Annotated in this window: 14 protein-coding genes; 10 read left to right on the forward strand and 4 right to left on the reverse strand. The window is 59.1% G+C overall.

Features of this window, described 5'->3' with window-relative positions; translation table 11 throughout:
- The first annotated feature begins 190 nt into the window (after nucleotides 1-190).
- Nucleotides 191-3,037, forward strand: coding sequence for an RNA polymerase-associated protein RapA (gene rapA / locus CKW19_RS16065; protein WP_095058728.1), 2,847 nt, complete (start codon nucleotides 191-193; stop codon nucleotides 3,035-3,037).
- 166 nt (nucleotides 3,038-3,203) lie between these two features.
- Here the strand turns inward: rapA and CKW19_RS16070 are convergent, their stop codons facing one another.
- The gene (locus tag CKW19_RS16070; RefSeq protein WP_095058729.1) at nucleotides 3,204-4,553 is read right to left on the reverse strand and encodes an MFS transporter; all 1,350 of its coding nucleotides are present in this window, start codon (nucleotides 4,551-4,553) and stop codon (nucleotides 3,204-3,206) included.
- Between the two features lie 268 nt (nucleotides 4,554-4,821).
- On the opposite strand from CKW19_RS16070, the gene CKW19_RS16075 reads away from it, so the two are divergent.
- Together CKW19_RS16075 and CKW19_RS16080 are read left to right on the forward strand one after the other, a co-directional pair.
- Nucleotides 4,822-5,187 carry a YkgJ family cysteine cluster protein gene (locus tag CKW19_RS16075; protein WP_095058730.1) on the forward strand — a complete coding sequence of 122 codons (366 nt, stop codon included), beginning with the start codon at nucleotides 4,822-4,824 and terminating at the stop codon, nucleotides 5,185-5,187.
- A gap of 148 nt (nucleotides 5,188-5,335) precedes the next feature.
- Nucleotides 5,336-7,552, forward strand: coding sequence for a bifunctional diguanylate cyclase/phosphodiesterase (locus CKW19_RS16080; RefSeq protein ID WP_305883147.1), 2,217 nt, complete (start codon nucleotides 5,336-5,338; stop codon nucleotides 7,550-7,552).
- Here the strand turns inward: CKW19_RS16080 and CKW19_RS16085 are convergent.
- A complete protein-coding gene (locus CKW19_RS16085; protein WP_095058731.1) occupies nucleotides 7,509-8,405 on the reverse strand; it encodes an NAD(P)-dependent oxidoreductase in 897 nt (298 codons plus the stop codon). The two genes, CKW19_RS16080 and CKW19_RS16085, sit on opposite strands and share 44 nt — an antisense overlap.
- A gap of 193 nt (nucleotides 8,406-8,598) precedes the next feature.
- Between CKW19_RS16085 and CKW19_RS16090 the strand changes: the two genes are divergently transcribed.
- Nucleotides 8,599-10,800: a hypothetical protein gene (locus CKW19_RS16090; RefSeq protein WP_095058732.1), complete on the forward strand. Its 2,202-nt coding sequence runs from the start codon at nucleotides 8,599-8,601 to the stop codon at nucleotides 10,798-10,800.
- A 308-nt stretch (nucleotides 10,801-11,108) separates the two neighbouring features.
- Here CKW19_RS16090 and CKW19_RS16095 read toward each other — a convergent pair whose 3' ends face one another.
- Complete coding sequence (locus CKW19_RS16095) at nucleotides 11,109-11,414, reverse strand: DUF2288 domain-containing protein (protein WP_095058733.1); 306 nt, start codon at nucleotides 11,412-11,414, stop codon at nucleotides 11,109-11,111.
- Between the two features lie 350 nt (nucleotides 11,415-11,764).
- Between CKW19_RS16095 and CKW19_RS16100 the strand changes: the two genes are divergently transcribed.
- The 5 genes from CKW19_RS16100 to CKW19_RS16120 all read left to right on the forward strand — a co-directional run bounded on the left by CKW19_RS16100 (nucleotide 11,765) and on the right by CKW19_RS16120 (nucleotide 16,768).
- Complete coding sequence (locus CKW19_RS16100) at nucleotides 11,765-12,892, forward strand: branched-chain amino acid ABC transporter substrate-binding protein (protein WP_095058734.1); 1,128 nt, start codon at nucleotides 11,765-11,767, stop codon at nucleotides 12,890-12,892.
- Between the two features lie 233 nt (nucleotides 12,893-13,125).
- Nucleotides 13,126-14,049, forward strand: a complete 924-nt coding sequence (gene livH / locus CKW19_RS16105; protein WP_095058735.1) for a high-affinity branched-chain amino acid ABC transporter permease LivH — start codon at nucleotides 13,126-13,128, stop codon at nucleotides 14,047-14,049.
- Nucleotides 14,046-15,302 carry a high-affinity branched-chain amino acid ABC transporter permease LivM gene (locus CKW19_RS16110; RefSeq protein WP_053155567.1) on the forward strand — a complete coding sequence of 419 codons (1,257 nt, stop codon included), beginning with the start codon at nucleotides 14,046-14,048 and terminating at the stop codon, nucleotides 15,300-15,302. The genes livH and CKW19_RS16110 overlap by 4 nt, the downstream gene beginning before the upstream one ends.
- Nucleotides 15,299-16,066, forward strand: a complete 768-nt coding sequence (gene livG / locus CKW19_RS16115) for a high-affinity branched-chain amino acid ABC transporter ATP-binding protein LivG (protein WP_095058736.1) — start codon at nucleotides 15,299-15,301, stop codon at nucleotides 16,064-16,066. The genes CKW19_RS16110 and livG overlap by 4 nt, the downstream gene beginning before the upstream one ends.
- The gene (locus tag CKW19_RS16120) at nucleotides 16,067-16,768 is read left to right on the forward strand and encodes an ABC transporter ATP-binding protein (protein ID WP_095058737.1); all 702 of its coding nucleotides are present in this window, start codon (nucleotides 16,067-16,069) and stop codon (nucleotides 16,766-16,768) included.
- 175 nt (nucleotides 16,769-16,943) lie between these two features.
- Here CKW19_RS16120 and CKW19_RS16125 read toward each other — a convergent pair whose 3' ends face one another.
- Nucleotides 16,944-17,852: a LysR family transcriptional regulator gene (locus CKW19_RS16125; RefSeq protein ID WP_095058738.1), complete on the reverse strand. Its 909-nt coding sequence runs from the start codon at nucleotides 17,850-17,852 to the stop codon at nucleotides 16,944-16,946.
- 107 nt (nucleotides 17,853-17,959) lie between these two features.
- Between CKW19_RS16125 and CKW19_RS16130 the strand changes: the two genes are divergently transcribed.
- On the forward strand, nucleotides 17,960-18,559 hold the full coding sequence (locus tag CKW19_RS16130; protein ID WP_095058739.1) for a short chain dehydrogenase: 600 nt from the start codon (nucleotides 17,960-17,962) through the stop codon (nucleotides 18,557-18,559).
- Nucleotides 18,560-18,599 lie beyond the last annotated feature (40 nt).

Genomic DNA, 18,599 nt, shown 5'->3' on the forward strand with positions numbered 1-18,599 from the left:
CAAACTGTGACTCAATTGGCACTTGCAGGCGCTGCCGACGACTACGATCTTTATCGGACAACGTAGAACTCACGCGTTCCCCGAGATCAAAAGATCGCAGCCTTCGGCAGCTCATGTGCCGTAAACCTTTTGGTCTGGAGGTCCGATTCCGTTAAGATAGCCCGCTTTTTCAAGGTGGGAGTCAGGCAGCATGGCGCAGCAGTATCAACCGGGGCAACGCTGGATCAGTGACAGCGAAGCCGAGCTGGGTTTAGGCACCGTTCTGGCACAGGACGGCCGCTTGTTGACCGTGCTCTACCCGGCCACTGGCGACACTCGCCAGTACGCGCTAAGGAATGCGCCCCTCACCCGTGTGCGGTTTTCGCCGGGTGACTCCATCACTCACTTCGAAGGCTGGAAACTGACCGTCCGCGAAGTCGACGACGTCGATGGCCTGTTGGTCTATCACGGCCTCAACGCGCAGAACGAAGTGGTCACCCTGCCGGAAACCCAACTGTCGAACTTCATCCAGTTCCGTTTGGCGAGCGACCGACTGTTCGCCGGCCAGATCGATCCGCTGGCCTGGTTCTCCCTGCGTTACCACACCCTGGAACACACCAGCCGCCAGTTGCAGTCCTCGCTGTGGGGCCTGGGCGGCGTGCGTGCGCAACCGATCGCGCACCAGCTGCACATTGCCCGCGAAGTGGCTGACCGTATCGCGCCACGGGTTCTGCTGGCCGACGAAGTGGGCCTGGGCAAAACCATCGAAGCCGGTCTGGTGATCCATCGCCAACTGCTCTCGGGCCGCGCCAACCGCGTACTGATCCTGGTACCGGAAAACCTCCAGCACCAGTGGCTGGTCGAGATGCGCCGCCGCTTTAACCTGCAAGTCGCGCTGTTCGACGAAGAACGCTTCATCGAAAGCGATGCCTCCAATCCGTTCGAAGACACCCAGCTTGCGCTGGTTGCACTTGAATGGCTGGTGGACGACGAGAAAGCCCAGGACGCCCTGTTCGCGGCGGGTTGGGACTTGCTGGTGGTCGACGAGGCTCACCACTTGGTCTGGCATGAAGATCAGGTCAGCCCTCAATATTCGCTGGTCGAACAACTCGCCGAAACCATTCCCGGCGTACTGCTGTTGACCGCCACCCCGGAACAACTGGGCCAGGACAGCCACTTCGCTCGTCTGCGCCTGCTCGACCCGAACCGTTTCCACGACCTGCAAGCCTTCCGCGCCGAGAGCGAAAACTATCGCCCGGTGGCCGAAGCCGTTCAGGAACTGCTCGACAAGGGACGCCTGTCCCCTGAAGCACACAAGACCATCCACGGTTTCCTCGGCAACGAAGGTGAAGCCCTGCTGACGGCGGTCAACGATGGCGACACCGAAGCCAGCGCCCGCCTCGTGCGCGAACTGCTCGACCGCCATGGCACCGGCCGCGTGCTGTTCCGTAACACCCGCGCCGCCGTGCAGGGTTTCCCGGAACGCAAACTGCACCCGTACCCGCTGCCGTGCCCCGACGAATACCTCGAACTGCCGCTGGGCGATCACGCCGAGCTGTACCCGGAAGTCAGCTTCCAGGCCCAGCCGGACGCCAATGAAGAAGAACGCTGGTGGAAGTTCGACCCGCGTGTCGAATGGCTGATCGACCAGCTGAAAATGCTCAAGCGCACCAAAGTGCTGGTGATCTGCGCCCACGCCGAAACCGCCATGGACCTGGAAGACGCCCTGCGCGTGCGTTCCGGCATCCCGGCCACGGTGTTCCATGAGGGCATGAACATCCTCGAGCGTGACCGTGCCGCTGCCTACTTCGCCGATGAAGAGTTCGGCGCGCAAGTACTGATCTGCTCGGAAATCGGCAGTGAAGGCCGCAACTTCCAGTTCTCCCATCACTTGGTGCTGTTCGACCTGCCGTCCCATCCGGACCTGCTGGAACAACGTATCGGGCGTCTGGACCGGATCGGCCAGAAGCACATCATCGAACTGCACGTGCCGTACCTGGAAACCAGCCCGCAAGAGCGCCTGTTCCAGTGGTACCACGAAGCGCTGAACGCCTTCCTCAACACCTGCCCGACCGGCAACGCCTTGCAGCATCAGTTCGGCCCACGCCTGCTGCCGCTGCTCGAAGAAGCCGACGATGGCGAGTGGCAAGCGTTGATCGACGAAGCCCGCACCGAACGTGAGCGTCTGGAAGCCGAGCTGCACACCGGCCGCGACCGTTTGCTGGAGCTCAACTCCGGTGGTGCTGGCGAAGGTGATGCACTGGTTGAAGACATCCTTGAGCAGGACGATCAGTTCGCCCTGCCGATCTACATGGAAACCCTGTTCGACGCGTTCGGCATCGACAGTGAAGACCATTCGGAAAACGCGCTGATCCTCAAGCCGAGCGAAAAAATGCTCGACGCCAGCTTCCCGCTGGGCGACGACGAAGGCGTGACCATCACCTACGACCGTAACCAGGCGCTGTCCCGCGAGGACATGCAGTTCATCACCTGGGAGCATCCGATGGTTCAGGGCGGCATGGATCTGGTGCTGTCCGGTTCCATGGGCAACACCGCCGTGGCGCTGATCAAGAACAAGGCGCTGAAACCTGGCACCGTGTTGCTGGAACTGCTGTATGTCAGCGAAGTGGTTGCCCCGCGCTCGCTGCAACTGGGCCGTTACCTGCCGCCGGCCGCCCTGCGCTGCCTGCTCGACACCAACGGCAACGACCTGTCGGCCCGCGTGTCGTTCGAGACCTTGAACGACCAGCTGGAAAGCGTACCGCGTGCCAGCGCCAACAAGTTCATCCAGGCTCAGCGCGATCAACTGACGCCACGGATCAATGCCGGCGAAGCGAAAATCTTCCCGCGCCACGCCGAGCGTGTCGCCGAAGCGCAACGTCGCCTGGCCGCCGATACCGACGAAGAACTGGCGCGTCTGACCGCGTTGCAAGCAGTCAACCCGACCGTGCGCGACAGCGAATTGGTTGCCCTGCGCAAACAACGCGAGCAAGGCCTGGCCATGCTCGACAAGGCGGCGCTGCGACTGGAAGCGATCCGGGTGTTGGTAGCGGGTTAAGTCCCCTGCTCCACCCTGCAAAAAAGAAGGCCCGCAGCGATGCGGGCCTTTTTTTATCTGACTTTTGTGGTGATGCCGATGGCCTCATCGCTAGCAGGCTAGCTCCCACAGGGGTCGTATTCACACTGGAGATCCAATGTGGGAGCTAGCCTGCTAGCGATAGCAATTATGCAGTCGCCGCTGCAACCTCTGGCTCAACCACGGCGACCAACCCCTCCTTCATCCGCTTGGCATCGCGCACAAAACACCGCGAAGCCAACACCAGAAACACCATGGTGAAAAACAGCGCCACCGGAATCAGGTACATGGCGTCATGCAGGCCGACAGCCTTGAAAGCCTCGGTCATCTGTTCGGCACCGGCTGCCAGCATCGCCGTGTGGGCAAAGTGATCGGACAAACCGCCCACCACCACCGGCCCCAGACCACCACCCAGCAGGTACAACCCGGCAAAGAACAGCGCCATCGCCGTCGCCCGCAGGCGCGGCTCGACCACGTCCTGAATCGCTGTGTAAACGCAGGTGTAGAAGTTGTAGGCAAACAGCCAACCCAGGCTGAACACGGCTACAAAAACGCCGATCTCGATGCGACCGGCGTGCAGCGCCCAAGCGGTGCAGACGGTGGACACGATCAGACTGAATGCGGCAAACAGCAGCCGACCGTTGGCCACTCGCTGGTGAATCTTGTCTGCGATCCAGCCACCAAGGGTCAAGCCGAACAACCCGGTGACACCGACAATCACACCGGTGGCCACCGCCGCTTCCTGCAACGGCATCAGGAAATAGCGCTGCAGCATCGGCACCAGGAACGAGTTACAGGCATAGGTGGCGAAGTTGAAACACAGGCCGGCCATGACCAGCCACAGGAAGGTCGGTACCGCCAGCACTCGGCGGATCGGCCGGTCTATACGTTCCTGAGAAACCTGCACACTTTCCGCGGCACCGCGCTTGGGCTCCTTGATGAAGAACATGAAAATCGCGAGGATCAGCCCCGGCACCGCCGCGATAAAGAACGGCGCACGCCAGCTGTCGAAGGCCTTGACCATCCAGCCAATGGTGAAGAACGCCAGCAAAAGCCCCAAAGGCAAGCCGAGCATGAAGATGCCCATGGCTCGCGCACGACGGTGAGCAGGGAACAAGTCGCCGATCAGCGAGTTGGCCGCTGGCGCGTAACTGGCTTCACCGATACCGACGCCCATGCGCACGATCAGGAAACTCCAGAAACTGCCGACCATGCCGTTGACCGCCGTCAGACCGCTCCACACTGCCAGGCCCCAGCCCATCAGCTTGCTGCGCGAACCGGTGTCGGCCATGCGCCCCAGAGGCAGGCCGGCGATCGCGTAGACGATGGTGAATGCCGTACCGATGATTCCCAGTTGAAAGTCACTGAGGTGCCATTCCATGCGGATCGGTTCGATGATGATCGCCGGGATGGTGCGGTCGAAAAAGTTGAACAGGTTGGCCAGGAACAACAGGAACAGAATGCGCCAGGCATTCGCCGCTTGGGTCGAGTTCTGCATGGGTCCGTCTCTTTTATTGTTATGGGGGCGTCACTGTCCCCGGAGTCTGCAATCTAGACAGGCCTGCCTGAGCTGTCTGTCATTATTCGCACGGCTGATATCAGGCCATGACGCATGACCTGTGGGAGCGTTCGCGGGACGTGCATTTTCAGCCTGCCGGCACCCTGAAAAAATACCTGTCACACCCCCTTCCCAAGCCGCTGGCGAAGCCTAGAATAGCGGCCTTGTTTGCCCCCCCTGCGTGCCCACTCCTTTTAGATAATCGCCCATGTCCGAAGCCAGTCCGTGTCTGAATTGCGGTGCCTGCTGTTCTCATTTTCGCGTGTCGTTCTTCTGGGGTGAATGCACCTCGGCAGGGGGAACAGTGCCCGATGAGCTTGTCGATCAGATCAGTCCCAGCCGGGTAGCGATGCTCGGCACCGGTTGCAAACCCGTACGCTGCATCAGCCTGGTGGGTGATGTGGGCAGTGAGGTGCAATGCTCGATCTACGACAAACGTTCGAGCACCTGCCGGGAATTTGATTCGTCCTGGGTCGATGGCGTCGCTAACCCTGATTGCGATGCAGCCCGGGCAGCGTTCGGTTTGCCGGCCCTGGAACCTGTGTTCGAGACGCCCGAGAAGAAAATCGCCTGACGCTTAGCACCAATCGCTATTGGGCTAATGCCAAAATTATTAGCACCAATGTGCCACTATCGCTTGCTCTCCACCCACGGACTCTATACTCCTTGGCATTCACCAGCGCTCTCTTGGCGCTGGCAAAGTGACCATGATGGGGCATGCTATGGAGTGGCCGGGTCTGCATTTCATGACCGCGCAGCCAGAAAACGGGCAGGTCATACTTAACGGTGTACATGACCCTTTTCTGGTGTTGCTGGGGTACCTGGTCGCCTGTGTCGGCTGCTTTGCCACGCTGGACATGGCCGAGCGGGTGAACCATTCGGAACAGTCAGCCTCTCAGCGGCGCTGGCGCTGGGTAGGTACAGGCTGCCTGGCCGGCGGGATCTGGGCCATGCATTTCATCGGGATGCTGGCGTTCCGCGCGCCCATCGAGATTCACTACCAACTGCCCGTCACGCTGCTCTCTCTGGTCATCGCATTGATCGCGTCATGGTTGGCGATGCAGACGCTGAGCCTTCCGAAGCTGAGTTTGCAACAATGCTGCACGTCATCGATCGGCATCGGTCTGGGCATCGCCACCATGCATTACGTGGGCATGACGGCTATGCATTCACATGCCACGGGGTATTACCAACCCGTTTTATTCGCCCTTTCCATCCTGATCGCCATTGCCGCTGCCTTGGCGACATTGCTGTTGGCCAGGCACTTGCGCAACGGTGCCGGCATGCTCCACCAACTCTCCAAATACGGCGCCAGCCTGATACTCGGGGCGGGCATCCTCAGCATGCATTTCACGGCGATGGCCGCCTTCAAACTGGTGCTGCCTATCGACAGCCCCCTGACGCCGGCGAGTGACCACAGTCACGTACAACTGGCGCTGACGGTGGCGGTGATGACACTGCTGATCATCGGCAGCAGCATCAGCGCAGCACTCGCCGACAAAAAACTCCAACACAAGGACCATGACCTGCAGCGGGTCAACTCCTTGCTCAGCCAACTCGACCAGGCCCGCATGTCGTTGCAGCAGGTGGCGCACTACGATGCCCTGACCAACCTGCTCAATCGTCGGGGTTTCAATCAGATCTTCGCCGAAAAAGTCATCGAGAAGACCAACGAAGGCGGGATGCTGGCGGTCCTGTTCCTGGACATTGACCATTTCAAGCGGATCAATGACAGCCTCGGTCATGACGCCGGCGACGAACTGCTCAAGGTGCTGGCCAGCCATATCAAGAGTTCGGTCCGCAGTCACGAAGACGTGGTGGCGCGTTTCGGTGGCGACGAGTTCTGCCTGCTCATCGACCTGCGCGATCGTGAAGAGGCGCGGCAGATGGCTCAACGCATCATGTTGAAAATGAAAGAACCGGTCGAGCTGGCCGGACGGCGCATGGTCATGACCACCAGCATCGGCATCAGCCTGTTTCCGGAAGACGGCAAGACTTGCGAGGAGTTGCTGAAAAACGCCGACCTGGCGCTGTATCAATCCAAGGGCAGTGGTCGAAACGGCTTGAATTTCTTCAGCGCCAACCTCAAAGCCCGTGCCACGCTGGAGCTGCAACTGGAAGAAGAATTGCGCCACGCCCTGCGCGAAGACACCGGGCTGATGCTGTACTACCAACCGATCTATGACCTTAAAACCGGTCAGGTCAGCAAGCTTGAAGCGTTGATCCGATGGCAACACCCCGTCCACGGATTTCTCGTGCCCGACCGCTTCATCGCCATCGCCGAGGCGAACGGCCTGATTGCCGAACTGGACAACTGGGTGCTGCGCAAAGCTTGCGAGGATCTGGGCGAGCTGTCACGCCAGGGTTGCGAAGAACTCAAGATCGCCGTGAACTGCTCGCCCCTGAACCTGGCGCGTGAAGAACTGGCCGATGAAATCGAACTTGCACTGCGCACTTCCGGGGTAGAGCCCCATCGACTGGAACTGGAAGTCACCGAAAATGCCTTGATGGGCAATATCGCCAACACGCTGGTGTTGTTGCGTCAGATACGCGCCCTCGGTGTGTCGCTGTCGATCGATGACTTCGGCACTGGCTATTCATCCCTCGCCTACCTCAAACGCCTGCCGCTCAACACCCTGAAAATCGACCGCTCGTTCATTCAGGACATCCCCAAGGCCACCCAGGACATGGAAATTGTCCAGGCCATTATCGTCATGGCCCACACCCTGCACCTGCAGGTGGTCACCGAAGGGGTCGAAACCTTCGAGCAGTACCAGTTCCTCGAAGACCACGGCTGTGACTTCGTTCAAGGTTATCTACTCAGTCGGCCCGTACCGCTGACCGACCTGATTCCAGTGCTGAATGAAATCAACCAGCGCAAACACTCCTACAGCGCTACGACGTTGAGTCTGGTTCACGGTACATCTGCACTAATGTAGAAGGGTCTTTCTCGAGAAAACCCTGGCTCCCGTGCAGTCGCATCAACTGCGCAGCCAGACCGGTAATCGGTGTCGCCGAACCCTGTTCACGAGAAAACTTCACGGCCGTGTCGAGGTCCTTGAGCAAGGTCCGAACGTGCCATTTGACCGGTTCAAAACGGCTTCCGGCCATTTGCGGGGCCAGAATCTGCAACGGTTTCGAATCGGCAAAACCGCCGGCCAGCGCTTCGGCGATCAGGCTGGCATCAACGCCGGAACTTTCCGCCAGCGCCACCACTTCGGCAATCACCAACGCATTACAGGCGACGATCATCTGATTGCATGCCTTGGTCACCTGCCCTGCTCCAACGCCACCCATGTGCGTTACGCGCTGCCCCAGGCTCAACAATACGGACCGGACTCGCTCAAGGTCCCGGGCCTCGCCACCGACCATGATCGCCAGCGTTCCCGCTTCGGCGCCGACCACCCCACCGGACACCGGGGTGTCCAGCCAGCCCATGCCGGACGCGTTCATCAGCTCATTGGCCATTGCCCGCGTGGCACTGGGCTCAAGGCTGGAAAAATCCACCAGCAACTGACCGCTTTTCGCCCCTTCGGCCACACCCGTCGGGCCAAAGACCACTTCGCGCACCACCGCCGTGTCGGCCAGGCACAGCATCACCACGTCAGCGTGCTGGCACAACTCGGCCGCCGTGGCGACCTGTCGTGCGCCAGCCTCCACCAGAGGCTCGCACTTGGCCGGATTGCGATTCCACACCGTCAGCGGATAGCCCGCCGCCAGCAAACGCTGGCACATCGGCAACCCCATCAGGCCGATACCGGCAAACCCAAGCGAAGGTAGCATTGACATCATTTAGCCTCCTTTTGATTAAAGATCGCAGAATATTGGCCGATTCATCATGACTTGGGAAAGGATTCCCCGAGCCCTGCTCAGGTAAAAACCCAGGCTTGGGCTCAATACGCGCTGAAAAAAGACGCGATTCTATTCCGTGAAGGTTTGACGACAGTGAGTCGGCCAACCCACCAGCCCAGGTAGATGGCGAACAATGACTTCCAAAAACAACCCGGCCACTGCGCTATCCGATCTGACCTTGAGCCCCGCGGCCAACAGCCCGTCGTCACTGAAGCCATTGATCCCTGCTCGTCCATTGTCGACCCAGCAGTATCTGTATTTCACCGAAACCAACACCGACCGCATTCTCGATAACCTCGACGGCCTGCGCGACATGGTGTTCCCGCGTCCACCGCACCTGGAAAGCGACAGCGAACACCACAGCGACCAGGAATTCCCGTCGGTGTGCCTGATCGGCCTGGGCCGCTGCGGCTCGAACATTGCGCTGGATGTCGCGGAGCTGGTGTACAACGCGCGCAAGTTCTACCTCAACGAATTCAACAACGAAGATCGCCTGTCGCCGGACAAGCGTTTTGCCGAAAAGGGCTACAGCCCGGCCCAATGGATTCGCAACAACCTGCGCCTGGGGCCGAACAAGGCTACCAAACCGGTGTTTCTGGTCGAGCCGCTGGTGATGCTCGGTGACCTGGACAAGGACATCGCCGGGCGTATCCGCTTCTCGCGCAAGGGCGAAAAAAGCGGCTTCCTGCGCGACTACAGCAAAATGAAAATCATGGACTTGTCGGAAGTCCACGCCGGTGGCGCCGGTAACGCGCCGATCCTCGGTCAGTACCTGGCCAAGATCATCCTGAACAAGGACACCCAGCGTTTCTCCAGCCCGGACTGGAAGATGATTCACTCGTACCTGATCGACAGCTGTGGCATCAAGGCCAACCAGTCGCGCCTGTATTTCTCGATTTTCAGTGCCGGCGGCGGTACGGGTTCGGGCATGGCTTCGGAATTCGGCCTGGCCCAGCAGCATTCGTACATGAACAAGACGTTCGACACCAAGCCGATGGACGAACATGACGGCAAGAGCGGCCATTCGTTCGTGTTCGAGCCGATCTTCACCAGCGGTATCTGCGTGCTGCCGAACATTTCCGACCACCGCAGCGAAATGTCCGAAGCCCTGCACATCAACGCCGGTCGACTGTTGTGCAAATACCTGTCGGAAGAGTGGGACTTCTCATACAACTTCGCCAACGAAGACAGCAGCGAAGCCAGCGTCATGGGCCGTATCCGCCCATGGAACGCAATGATGCTGATCTCCAACGACATCATGCGTTACGCCGAAGAGAACGATGACGGCAACATCCAGAACATTGACGTCAATGCCATGGAAAAGCACGCCAACCAGTACATCTCGCAGCAGATCTTCAACATTCTGACGGCGCAGGCGGTCACGACTGACTACGACCAGAACTACTTCCGTCGCGCCGGCATCGACATCGGCGAAACCATTCGCCTGGACGCCAACGACCTGTTCATGAGCCTGGCCGGTCCGGTGGCAATTGCCTACGCCGAATCCGTGGTGCCGGAAACGCCGCAGCCGAGCAACGACAAGTTCAAAGTCTTCGAGAAAGAACCGCAGCGCCTGAACATCGACGACCTGTTCTTCCGCTCGATCGACCTGCCGCACTTCAATAAAGTCACCCAGGCCATCGAAGGCATCAGCCTGCTGCCGATCGAGTCCAAGCGCTATCGTGCGTCGCTAGAGCAATACAAGAACTCCGGCTACGACGCCGCTGCACTGCATGACCTGCATTTCTTCAAGAATTGCTCGTCGGTGGTGTCGATCGTTTCGTTGCCGAAGGACTACAAGCTGTCCTACATGGACCTGAACCGGTTGAAGACCCACCTCAACAGCCTGTTTCCCAACACCACGCTCAAGCGTTATGCGCTGGTGATCGGTGCCTCGGCCAACCTGTCGCTGACCACCCTGATCGCCAAGAGCCCGTGCCTGTCGGACGACTTCCTGACGCTGATCGTGGCGTTCATCAAGCGTTGCTTCGCGAAGAATCCGTACCGTTTCGATGACACCCTCGACAACTCGATCCTCGACTTCATCATCAACGAAGATTTCGACGAGGACCTGATCGACGATTTGCTCAACGAATTCGAGAACCCGGCGAAGATCCTCGACACCAACTGGTACGCGATCAAGCCGATGTACGAGAAGAAGTACCGCGAGCTGATCAACGACAAGGACAAGTTCGTTTCGATCAACGACATCCGCCTGTCCCGGGATTGTGTGAAGAAGGCGATCAAGTACCTGCGCGAGATCTACCGTCACCGGATTGGCAAGACCAAGGTTATTTCGCTGAATAACCATACGGGCAAGACGTTCTCGGCCTGATCCAGAACCGAGTGGCCCCAATCGCCGGCAAGCCAGCTCCCACAGGTTCGTGGCGTACACATTAATTGTGAACGCTCCGGACATTGTGGGAGCTGGCTTGCCAGCGATGAGGCCCTGAAATTCACTGAAGATTTCAGCCATTCCAACACCCGGAAACAATTAAGCAGCCCTTAGGCCGCTCTCTCAACTGTTCCCGTTACGTTTACGTCACCGTGAGGCTGTGGCCTTTCTCCACGGCAACGTGCCATCACGCTACTCGGCTACACACTTTCAGCTCGACACGAGGCGCACCAAGAGAGTGCATCGACTCAATCCTGCGCCCTTTCCTGAATCATAATCCACGGCGAAACCACGACGGCCCACAGCGGCGGATCACGTTCGAAAAGGTCCAGCGCCCGTGTTTCAGACAGCTTGGCGAGCTGGTCGGCGGCCAGCCAGGCAGCCACTTTCTCGCCATCATCGGTCGCCATGGCTTCGGCAGCGGCGATCAAATCCAGCTCGGGGTCGACCCACAATAGGGCACCCTTGGCGAAGAACGGCTCCAACTCCTTCCAGGTAATAGATGCGGTTTCACCAAGCAGCTTGGCATAGAGGGTGCTAGGTTCTTCAGTCATGGGTCCGGTCCGGAAAAGAAATCGACGCAATGATAACGTCGGTGCTCTGGCAGAAAAACCCTGAAGCAATTTGCATCACTGAATGAAAAGCGCAGGAATGCCAAGGAATGCACGGAATCAGGTTATATGCCCGTCAAACCCCCGCCGCAATTCTGACTTTTTCTTTCAAATAAGCGACACCCGCAGATTTTGTCCCCCGGCGCCAGCTTCCCAGGCTGACAATCGGCGCTCTACACTGTACCGGTACAGTTGCCGAGGGGCTTTTCCGGGGATGTCGTCGATATCTGACCCGGTTCTGCCGCCCCAAGGCGCCAGGACTATAAAAACTACAACAGTAAGAGTGGAGCACTATGACTAAGGCTACTAAGCAGATTTCCAAACTGTTTGCCGCTATGGTTCTGGCCGGGGTTGCCAGCCATTCGTTCGCAGCTGACACCATCAAGATCGGCATCGCCGGCCCTAAAACCGGCCCTGTAGCCCAATACGGCGACATGCAGTTCAGTGGCGCCAAAATGGCCATCGAACAAATCAACGCCAAAGGCGGCGTAGACGGCAAGAAACTCGAAGCCGTTGAATACGATGACGCGTGTGATCCAAAACAAGCGGTCGCGGTCGCGAACAAAGTCGTCAACGACGGCGTCAAGTTCGTGGTGGGTCACCTGTGCTCCAGCTCCACTCAACCGGCTTCTGACATCTACGAAGACGAAGGCGTGATCATGATCACCCCGGCTGCCACCAGCCCGGACATCACCGCCCGTGGTTACAAATTGGTGTTCCGCACCATCGGTCTGGACAGTGCCCAGGGCCCTGCCGCCGGTAACTACATCGCCGACTTCGTGAAACCGAAGATCGTTGCTGTTCTGCACGACAAACAGCAATACGGTGAAGGCATCGCCACTGCCGTGAAGAAAACCCTGGAAGGCAAAGGCGTGAAAGTCGCCGTGTTCGAAGGCGTCAACGCCGGCGACAAAGACTTCTCGTCGATGATCTCCAAGCTCAAGCAAGCCAACGTCGACTTCGTCTACTACGGCGGCTACCACCCGGAGCTGGGCCTGATCCTGCGTCAATCTGCGGAAAAAGGCCTGAAAGCCAAGTTCATGGGTCCGGAAGGCGTGGGTAACGACTCCATTTCGCAGATCGCCAAGGACGCTTCCGAAGGCCTGCTGGTGACCCTGCCGAAATCCTTCGACCAGGATCCGGCCAACGTCGCCCTGGCTGATGCGTTCAAAGCCAAGAAAGAAGATCCAAGCGGTCCGTTCGTGTTCCCGGCCTACTCGGCTGTGACCGTGATCGCCGACGGCATCAAGGCTGCCAAGTCCGAAGACACTGCCAAAGTGGCTGAAGCCATCCACGCCGGCACCTTCAAGACCCCTACCGGCGACCTGAGCTTCGACGAGAAGGGCGACCTGAAAGACTTCAAATTCGTGGTTTACGAGTGGCACTTCGGCAAACCAAAAACTGAAGCCAAACCTCAGTAAGGCATTGCCTGACTGACTGCCAACAAAGCCCACGGCGTGCCGTGGGCTTTGTTTTACGAACGTATTTGGGCCGCGCTGGCGTGATCCGCCAGTCTCCCCACCTGAAAATCTCAAAACCGTCATCAGCGGTTCGCTGGCAAACCCCGAATTCGAAGTGGATGCAGATCCACGGGGCTCGGGCGGGAAAATGACTCCACCAGTGAAATGCGTATCGGGTTTTTAGGAGCGCTGTAATGCCTGACATCTATCACTTCTTCCAACAGCTGGTTAATGGCCTGACCATTGGCAGCACGTATGCCCTGATCGCCATCGGCTATACGATGGTTTACGGCATCATTGGAATGATCAACTTCGCCCACGGCGAGGTGTACATGATCGGTTCCTACGTGGCGTTCATCGCCATCGCCGGGCTGGCCATGCTGGGACTCGACAGTGTTCCGCTGTTGATGACCGCCGCTTTCCTCGCCACCATCGTTGTAACCAGTGCCTACGGCTACAGCATCGAACGGATCGCCTACCGCCCCTTGCGCGGCAGCAACCGTCTGATCCCGCTGATCTCCGCCATCGGCATGTCGATCTTCCTGCAGAACACCGTTCTGCTGGCGCAAGACTCCAAGGACAAATCCATCCCCAACCTGATTCCGGGCAACTTTGCCTTTGGGCCAGGTGGCGCACATGAAGTGCTGATTTCCTACATGCAAATCGTGGTGTTCGTGGTGACCCTGATCGCCATGCTCGGCCTGACCCTGTTCATCTCCCGCTCTCGCCTGGGCCGCGCCTGCCGCGCCTGCGCCGAAGACATCAAGATGGCCAACCTGCTGGGTATCAACACCAACAACATCATCGCCCTGACCTTCGTCATCGGTGCTGCGCTGGCGGCCATCGCGGCCGTGCTGCTGAGCATGCAATACGGCGTGATCAACCCGAACGCCGGTTTCCTCGTCGGCCTCAAGGCCTTCACCGCCGCAGTACTGGGCGGCATCGGCAGCATTCCGGGCGCCATGCTCGGCGGGCTGGTACTGGGTGTGGCGGAAGCCTTTGGTGCCGATATCTTCGGCGACCAATACAAGGACGTCGTGGCCTTCGGTCTTCTGGTTCTGGTGTTGTTGTTCCGGCCAACCGGCCTGTTGGGCCGTCCGGAGGTTGAGAAGGTATGACTAGGAATCTTAAACAGGCACTGTTCAGTGCCTTGCTGGTGTGGGCCGTGGCCTACCCGGTACTCGGTCTGAAGCTGACCATCGTCGGCATCAACCTCGAAGTTCATGGCACCAGCAACGCCACCCTGATCACCATCGCGGTGTGCTCGGTGTTGATGTTCCTGCGTGTGCTGTTCGATCAACGGATCAGCTCGGCCTGGCGCTCGTCGCCAGGCATGCCGCTGATTCCGGCCAAGGCCAGCAACTTCCTGACCTTGCCGACCACCCAGCGCTGGATCATCATCGCGTTGATCGCCGGTGCCCTGGTCTGGCCGTTCTTCGGCTCCCGCGGTGCGGTGGATATCGCCACGCTGGTGTTGATCTACGTGATGCTCGGCCTCGGCCTGAACATCGTGGTCGGTCTGGCCGGTCTGCTTGACCTCGGTTACGTCGGCTTCTATGCCGTCGGCGCCTACAGCTACGCGCTGCTGTCGCACTACTTCGGCTTGAGCTTCTGGATCTGCCTGCCTATCGCGGGCCTGATGGCGGCCACCTTCGGCTTCCTGCTCGGTTTCCCGGTGCTGCGTCTGCGTGGCGACTACCTGGCGATCGTGACCCTGGGCTTCGGTGAAATCATCCGTCTGTTCCTGCGTAACCTGACAGACATCACCGGCGGTCCGAACGGCATCAGCAACATCGAGAAGCCAACGTTCTTCGGCCTGACCTTCGAACGTAAAGCCGCGGAAGGCATGCAAACCTTCCACGAGTACTTCGGCCTGCAATACAACTCGATCAACAAGGTGATCTTCCTTTACCTCGTTGCGCTGTTCCTGGCACTGGCTGCACTGTTCGTCATCAACCGTTTGCTGCGCATGCCTCTGGGCCGTGCGTGGGAAGCGTTGCGTGAAGACGAAATCGCCTGCCGCGCGCTGGGCCTGAACCCGACCCTCATCAAATTGTCTGCCTTCACCCTGGGTGCAAGCTTCGCCGGTTTCGCCGGTAGCTTCTTCGCCGCCCGTCAGGGTCTGGTGACACCGGAGTCCTTCACCTTCATCGAGTCGGCGATCATTCTCGCCATCGTGGTGCTGGGTGGCATGGGCTCGCAGCTGGGCGTGATCCTCGCTGCCGTGGTGATGATCCTGCTGCCGGAAATGATGCGTGAGTTCAGTGAGTACCGCATGTTGATGTTCGGTGCCTTGATGGTACTGATGATGATCTGGCGCCCTCAGGGTCTGCTGCCCATGCAACGTCCTCACATGGAGCTGCGCAAATGAGCCGCGAAATCCTTAAAGTAGAAAACCTGAGCATGCGCTTCGGCGGCTTGCTGGCGGTCAACGGCGTAGCCTTGAGCGTGAAAGAGAAACAAGTGGTTGCTCTGATCGGCCCCAACGGCGCCGGCAAGACCACCGTGTTCAACTGCCTGACCGGTTTCTACAAACCGAGCGGCGGCAGCATCCTGCTCGACGGCGAGCCGATCGAAGGCCTGCCGGGCCACAAGATCGCCCTCAAAGGCGTGGTGCGCACCTTCCAGAACGTGCGGTTGTTCAAGGACATGACCGCGGTCGAGAACCTCTTGATCGCTCAGCACCGTCACCTGAACACCAACTTCCTGTCCGGCCTGTTCAAGACCCCGGCGTTTCGCAAAAGCGAACGCGAGGCCATGGATTTCGCCGAGTTCTGGCTGGACAAGGTCAACCTGCGCGAATTCGCCAACCGCCCGGCCGGTACTTTGGCTTACGGTCAGCAACGTCGCCTGGAAATTGCCCGCTGCATGATGACCCGTCCGCGGATCCTCATGCTCGACGAACCGGCCGCCGGCCTGAACCCGAAGGAAACCGAAGACCTCAAGGCGCTGATCAGCATGTTGCGTGAAGAGCACAACGTGACGGTGCTGCTGATCGAACACGACATGAAACTGGTCATGAGCATTTCCGACCACATCGTCGTGATCAACCAGGGCACCCCCCTGGCCGATGGCACGCCGGAACAGATCCGCGACAATCCTGAAGTGATCAAAGCCTACCTGGGGGAAGCGTAAATGCTGCAGTTCGAAAACGTTTCCACCTTCTACGGCAAGATCCAGGCCCTGCACAGCGTCAACGTCGAAGTCCGCCAGGGCGAGATCGTGACCCTGATCGGCGCCAACGGTGCCGGCAAGTCCACGCTGCTGATGACGCTTTGCGGTTCGCCGCGGGCCCACAGCGGCAGCATCCGCTACATGGGTGAGGAACTGGTCGGCCAGGACTCTTCGCATATCATGCGCAAGAGCATTGCGGTGGTGCCGGAAGGTCGTCGGGTGTTTTCCCGCCTGACCGTGGAGGAGAACCTGTCCATGGGCGGTTTCTTCACCGCCAAGGGCGACTATCAGGAACAGATGGACAAGGTCCTCGGACTTTTCCCACGCCTGAAAGAACGCTTCAGCCAACGCGGCGGCACCATGTCCGGCGGCGAACAGCAAATGCTCGCCATCGGCCGTGCGCTGATGAGCAAGCCCAAGCTGTTGCTGCTCGACGAGCCATCGTTGGGCCTGGCACCGATCATCATCCAGCAGATCTTCGACATCATCGAACAGCTGCGCAAGGACGGTGTGACGGTGTTCCTGGTCGAGCAGAACGCCAACCAGGCGCTGAAAATCGCTGACCGCGCCTACGTTCTGGAGAACGGCCGGGTGGTGATGCAAGGCACCGGTGAAGCCCTGCTGACCGACCCGAAAGTGCGCGAAGCGTACCTCGGCGGTTAAGCCTTTGCGGTAAACAAAAAAACGGCCTTCGGGCCGTTTTTTTGTACCCACACACAATTCCGAAAACAATGAGTAACCCCTGCAGGAGCCGGCTTGCTGGCGATTGCGGTGTATCAGTCACCTTCTCTTTTGAATGTTACAACGCCATCGCCAGCAAGCCGGCTCCTACAAGGGCCTATAGCTTGTCCAGCGCCTCACCACTGCGCTTGAACCACCCAATCAAGTAATCCGCCAGCACCTGCGTACGCTTGGGCAACCCACCTTGATACGCATGCACCAGGTACATCGGCATGCTCCGGGTCTGATAATCGCGCAGGAGCCAGCGCAAACGTCCGTCAGCCAATTCCGCCGACAAACAATAAGACGGCAGGCGCGCAATCCCGGCGCCGGCCAGTGCGGCTTTTTTCAGCAAGTTGTAATGGTTGCTGGCGAACGGTCCCGACACCCGCACCTTCAGCAATTCATGCTGCTGGTGATACAGCCATTCTTCACGACCGCTGTAGTGACTGTTGAGCAAACAACGATGCTCGGCCAGCGCCTGGGGCGTTTGCGGTTCGCCGTACTGCTCCAGATAGGCCGGGCTGGCGCAGGTCATTTCGTGCCACGCCAACAACGGACGCGCCACCAGTCGCTGGTCTATCGCTACGTCCGAGCGGATCGCCAGGTCGAAACCGTCGCGGGACAAGTCACGGTAGCTGTTGTTGAGATCCAGCTCGATCTGCACCTCGGGATACTGGGCGGAAAACTCCAGCAACAGGCCATCGAAGAAGGTTTCTCCCAGCGAAACCGGAACCGTCATACGAATCGGACCCGCCATGTCGTCCTTCAATCGCGCCAATGCCTGACGCGCACGTTCAACCTGCACGACCAATGCCTGGGCTTGGGGCAGCAACGCCGCGCCCGCCGCCGTCAGGCTCAAGCGCCGCGTGGTGCGCTGCAGCAGAATCACGGAAAACTGTGCTTCCAGCTGACTGATGCGCTTGGACAATTGGCCCTTGCTGCACCCCAATTGCTGCGCCGCCAGGGTAAAACTCCCCGCTTCGATCAACACCGCGAACGCCGCCAGATCATCCATTTCGCTCATGGATTGTTTCCAATTGAAAACCAAAGGTTGCCTATTAGCGCGCTTATCAGCAGAAAAAACCACTCTAAACTGAGGCCTCGTTCACACCCACTTGAGGATCAGCCCCCATGAAAATTCTTTTGATCGGCGCAGGCGGCACCATTGGTTCGGCTGTCGACAAGGAATTGTCCCAACGCCACGAAATCATCCGCATCGGCCGCACCAGCGGTGATTTCCAGGTAGATATCAGTGACAGTGCTTCGATTCGCAAACTGTTCGAGCAGACCGGCAAGTTCGATGCGTTGATCTGCGCCGCCGGCAACGTGACCTTCGCGCCGCTGAATGAAATGACCGAAGACAGTTTTGCCCTCGGTCTGAAAGACAAGCTCATGGGCCAGGTCAACCTGCTGTTGATCGGCCGCGAATTCGCCAATGACGGGGCATCGTTCACCTTCACCACCGGCGTACTGAGCCACGATCCGATCTATAGCGGCGCATCGGCGGCGCTGGTCAACGGTGCACTGGACAGCTTTGTCCGCGCCGCCGCCATCGAGTTGCCTCGCGGCCTGCGGGTGAACTCGATCAGCCCGAACGTCCTGGTGGAAGCCATGGGCAAATACGCGCCGTACTTCCGTGGGTTCAAACCGGTTCCTGCGGCGGATGTGGCGTTGGCCTACGCCAAAAGTGTGGAAGGCTTACAGACGGGTCAGACTTTTCAAGTGGGTTAATTCACCCAGAAAACCGTAGGAGCCGGCTTGCTGGCGATGG

Origin of the sequence: Pseudomonas sp. Irchel s3f7 (assembly GCF_900187615.1) — a bacterium.
Taxonomy (GTDB): Bacteria; Pseudomonadota; Gammaproteobacteria; order Pseudomonadales; family Pseudomonadaceae; genus Aquipseudomonas.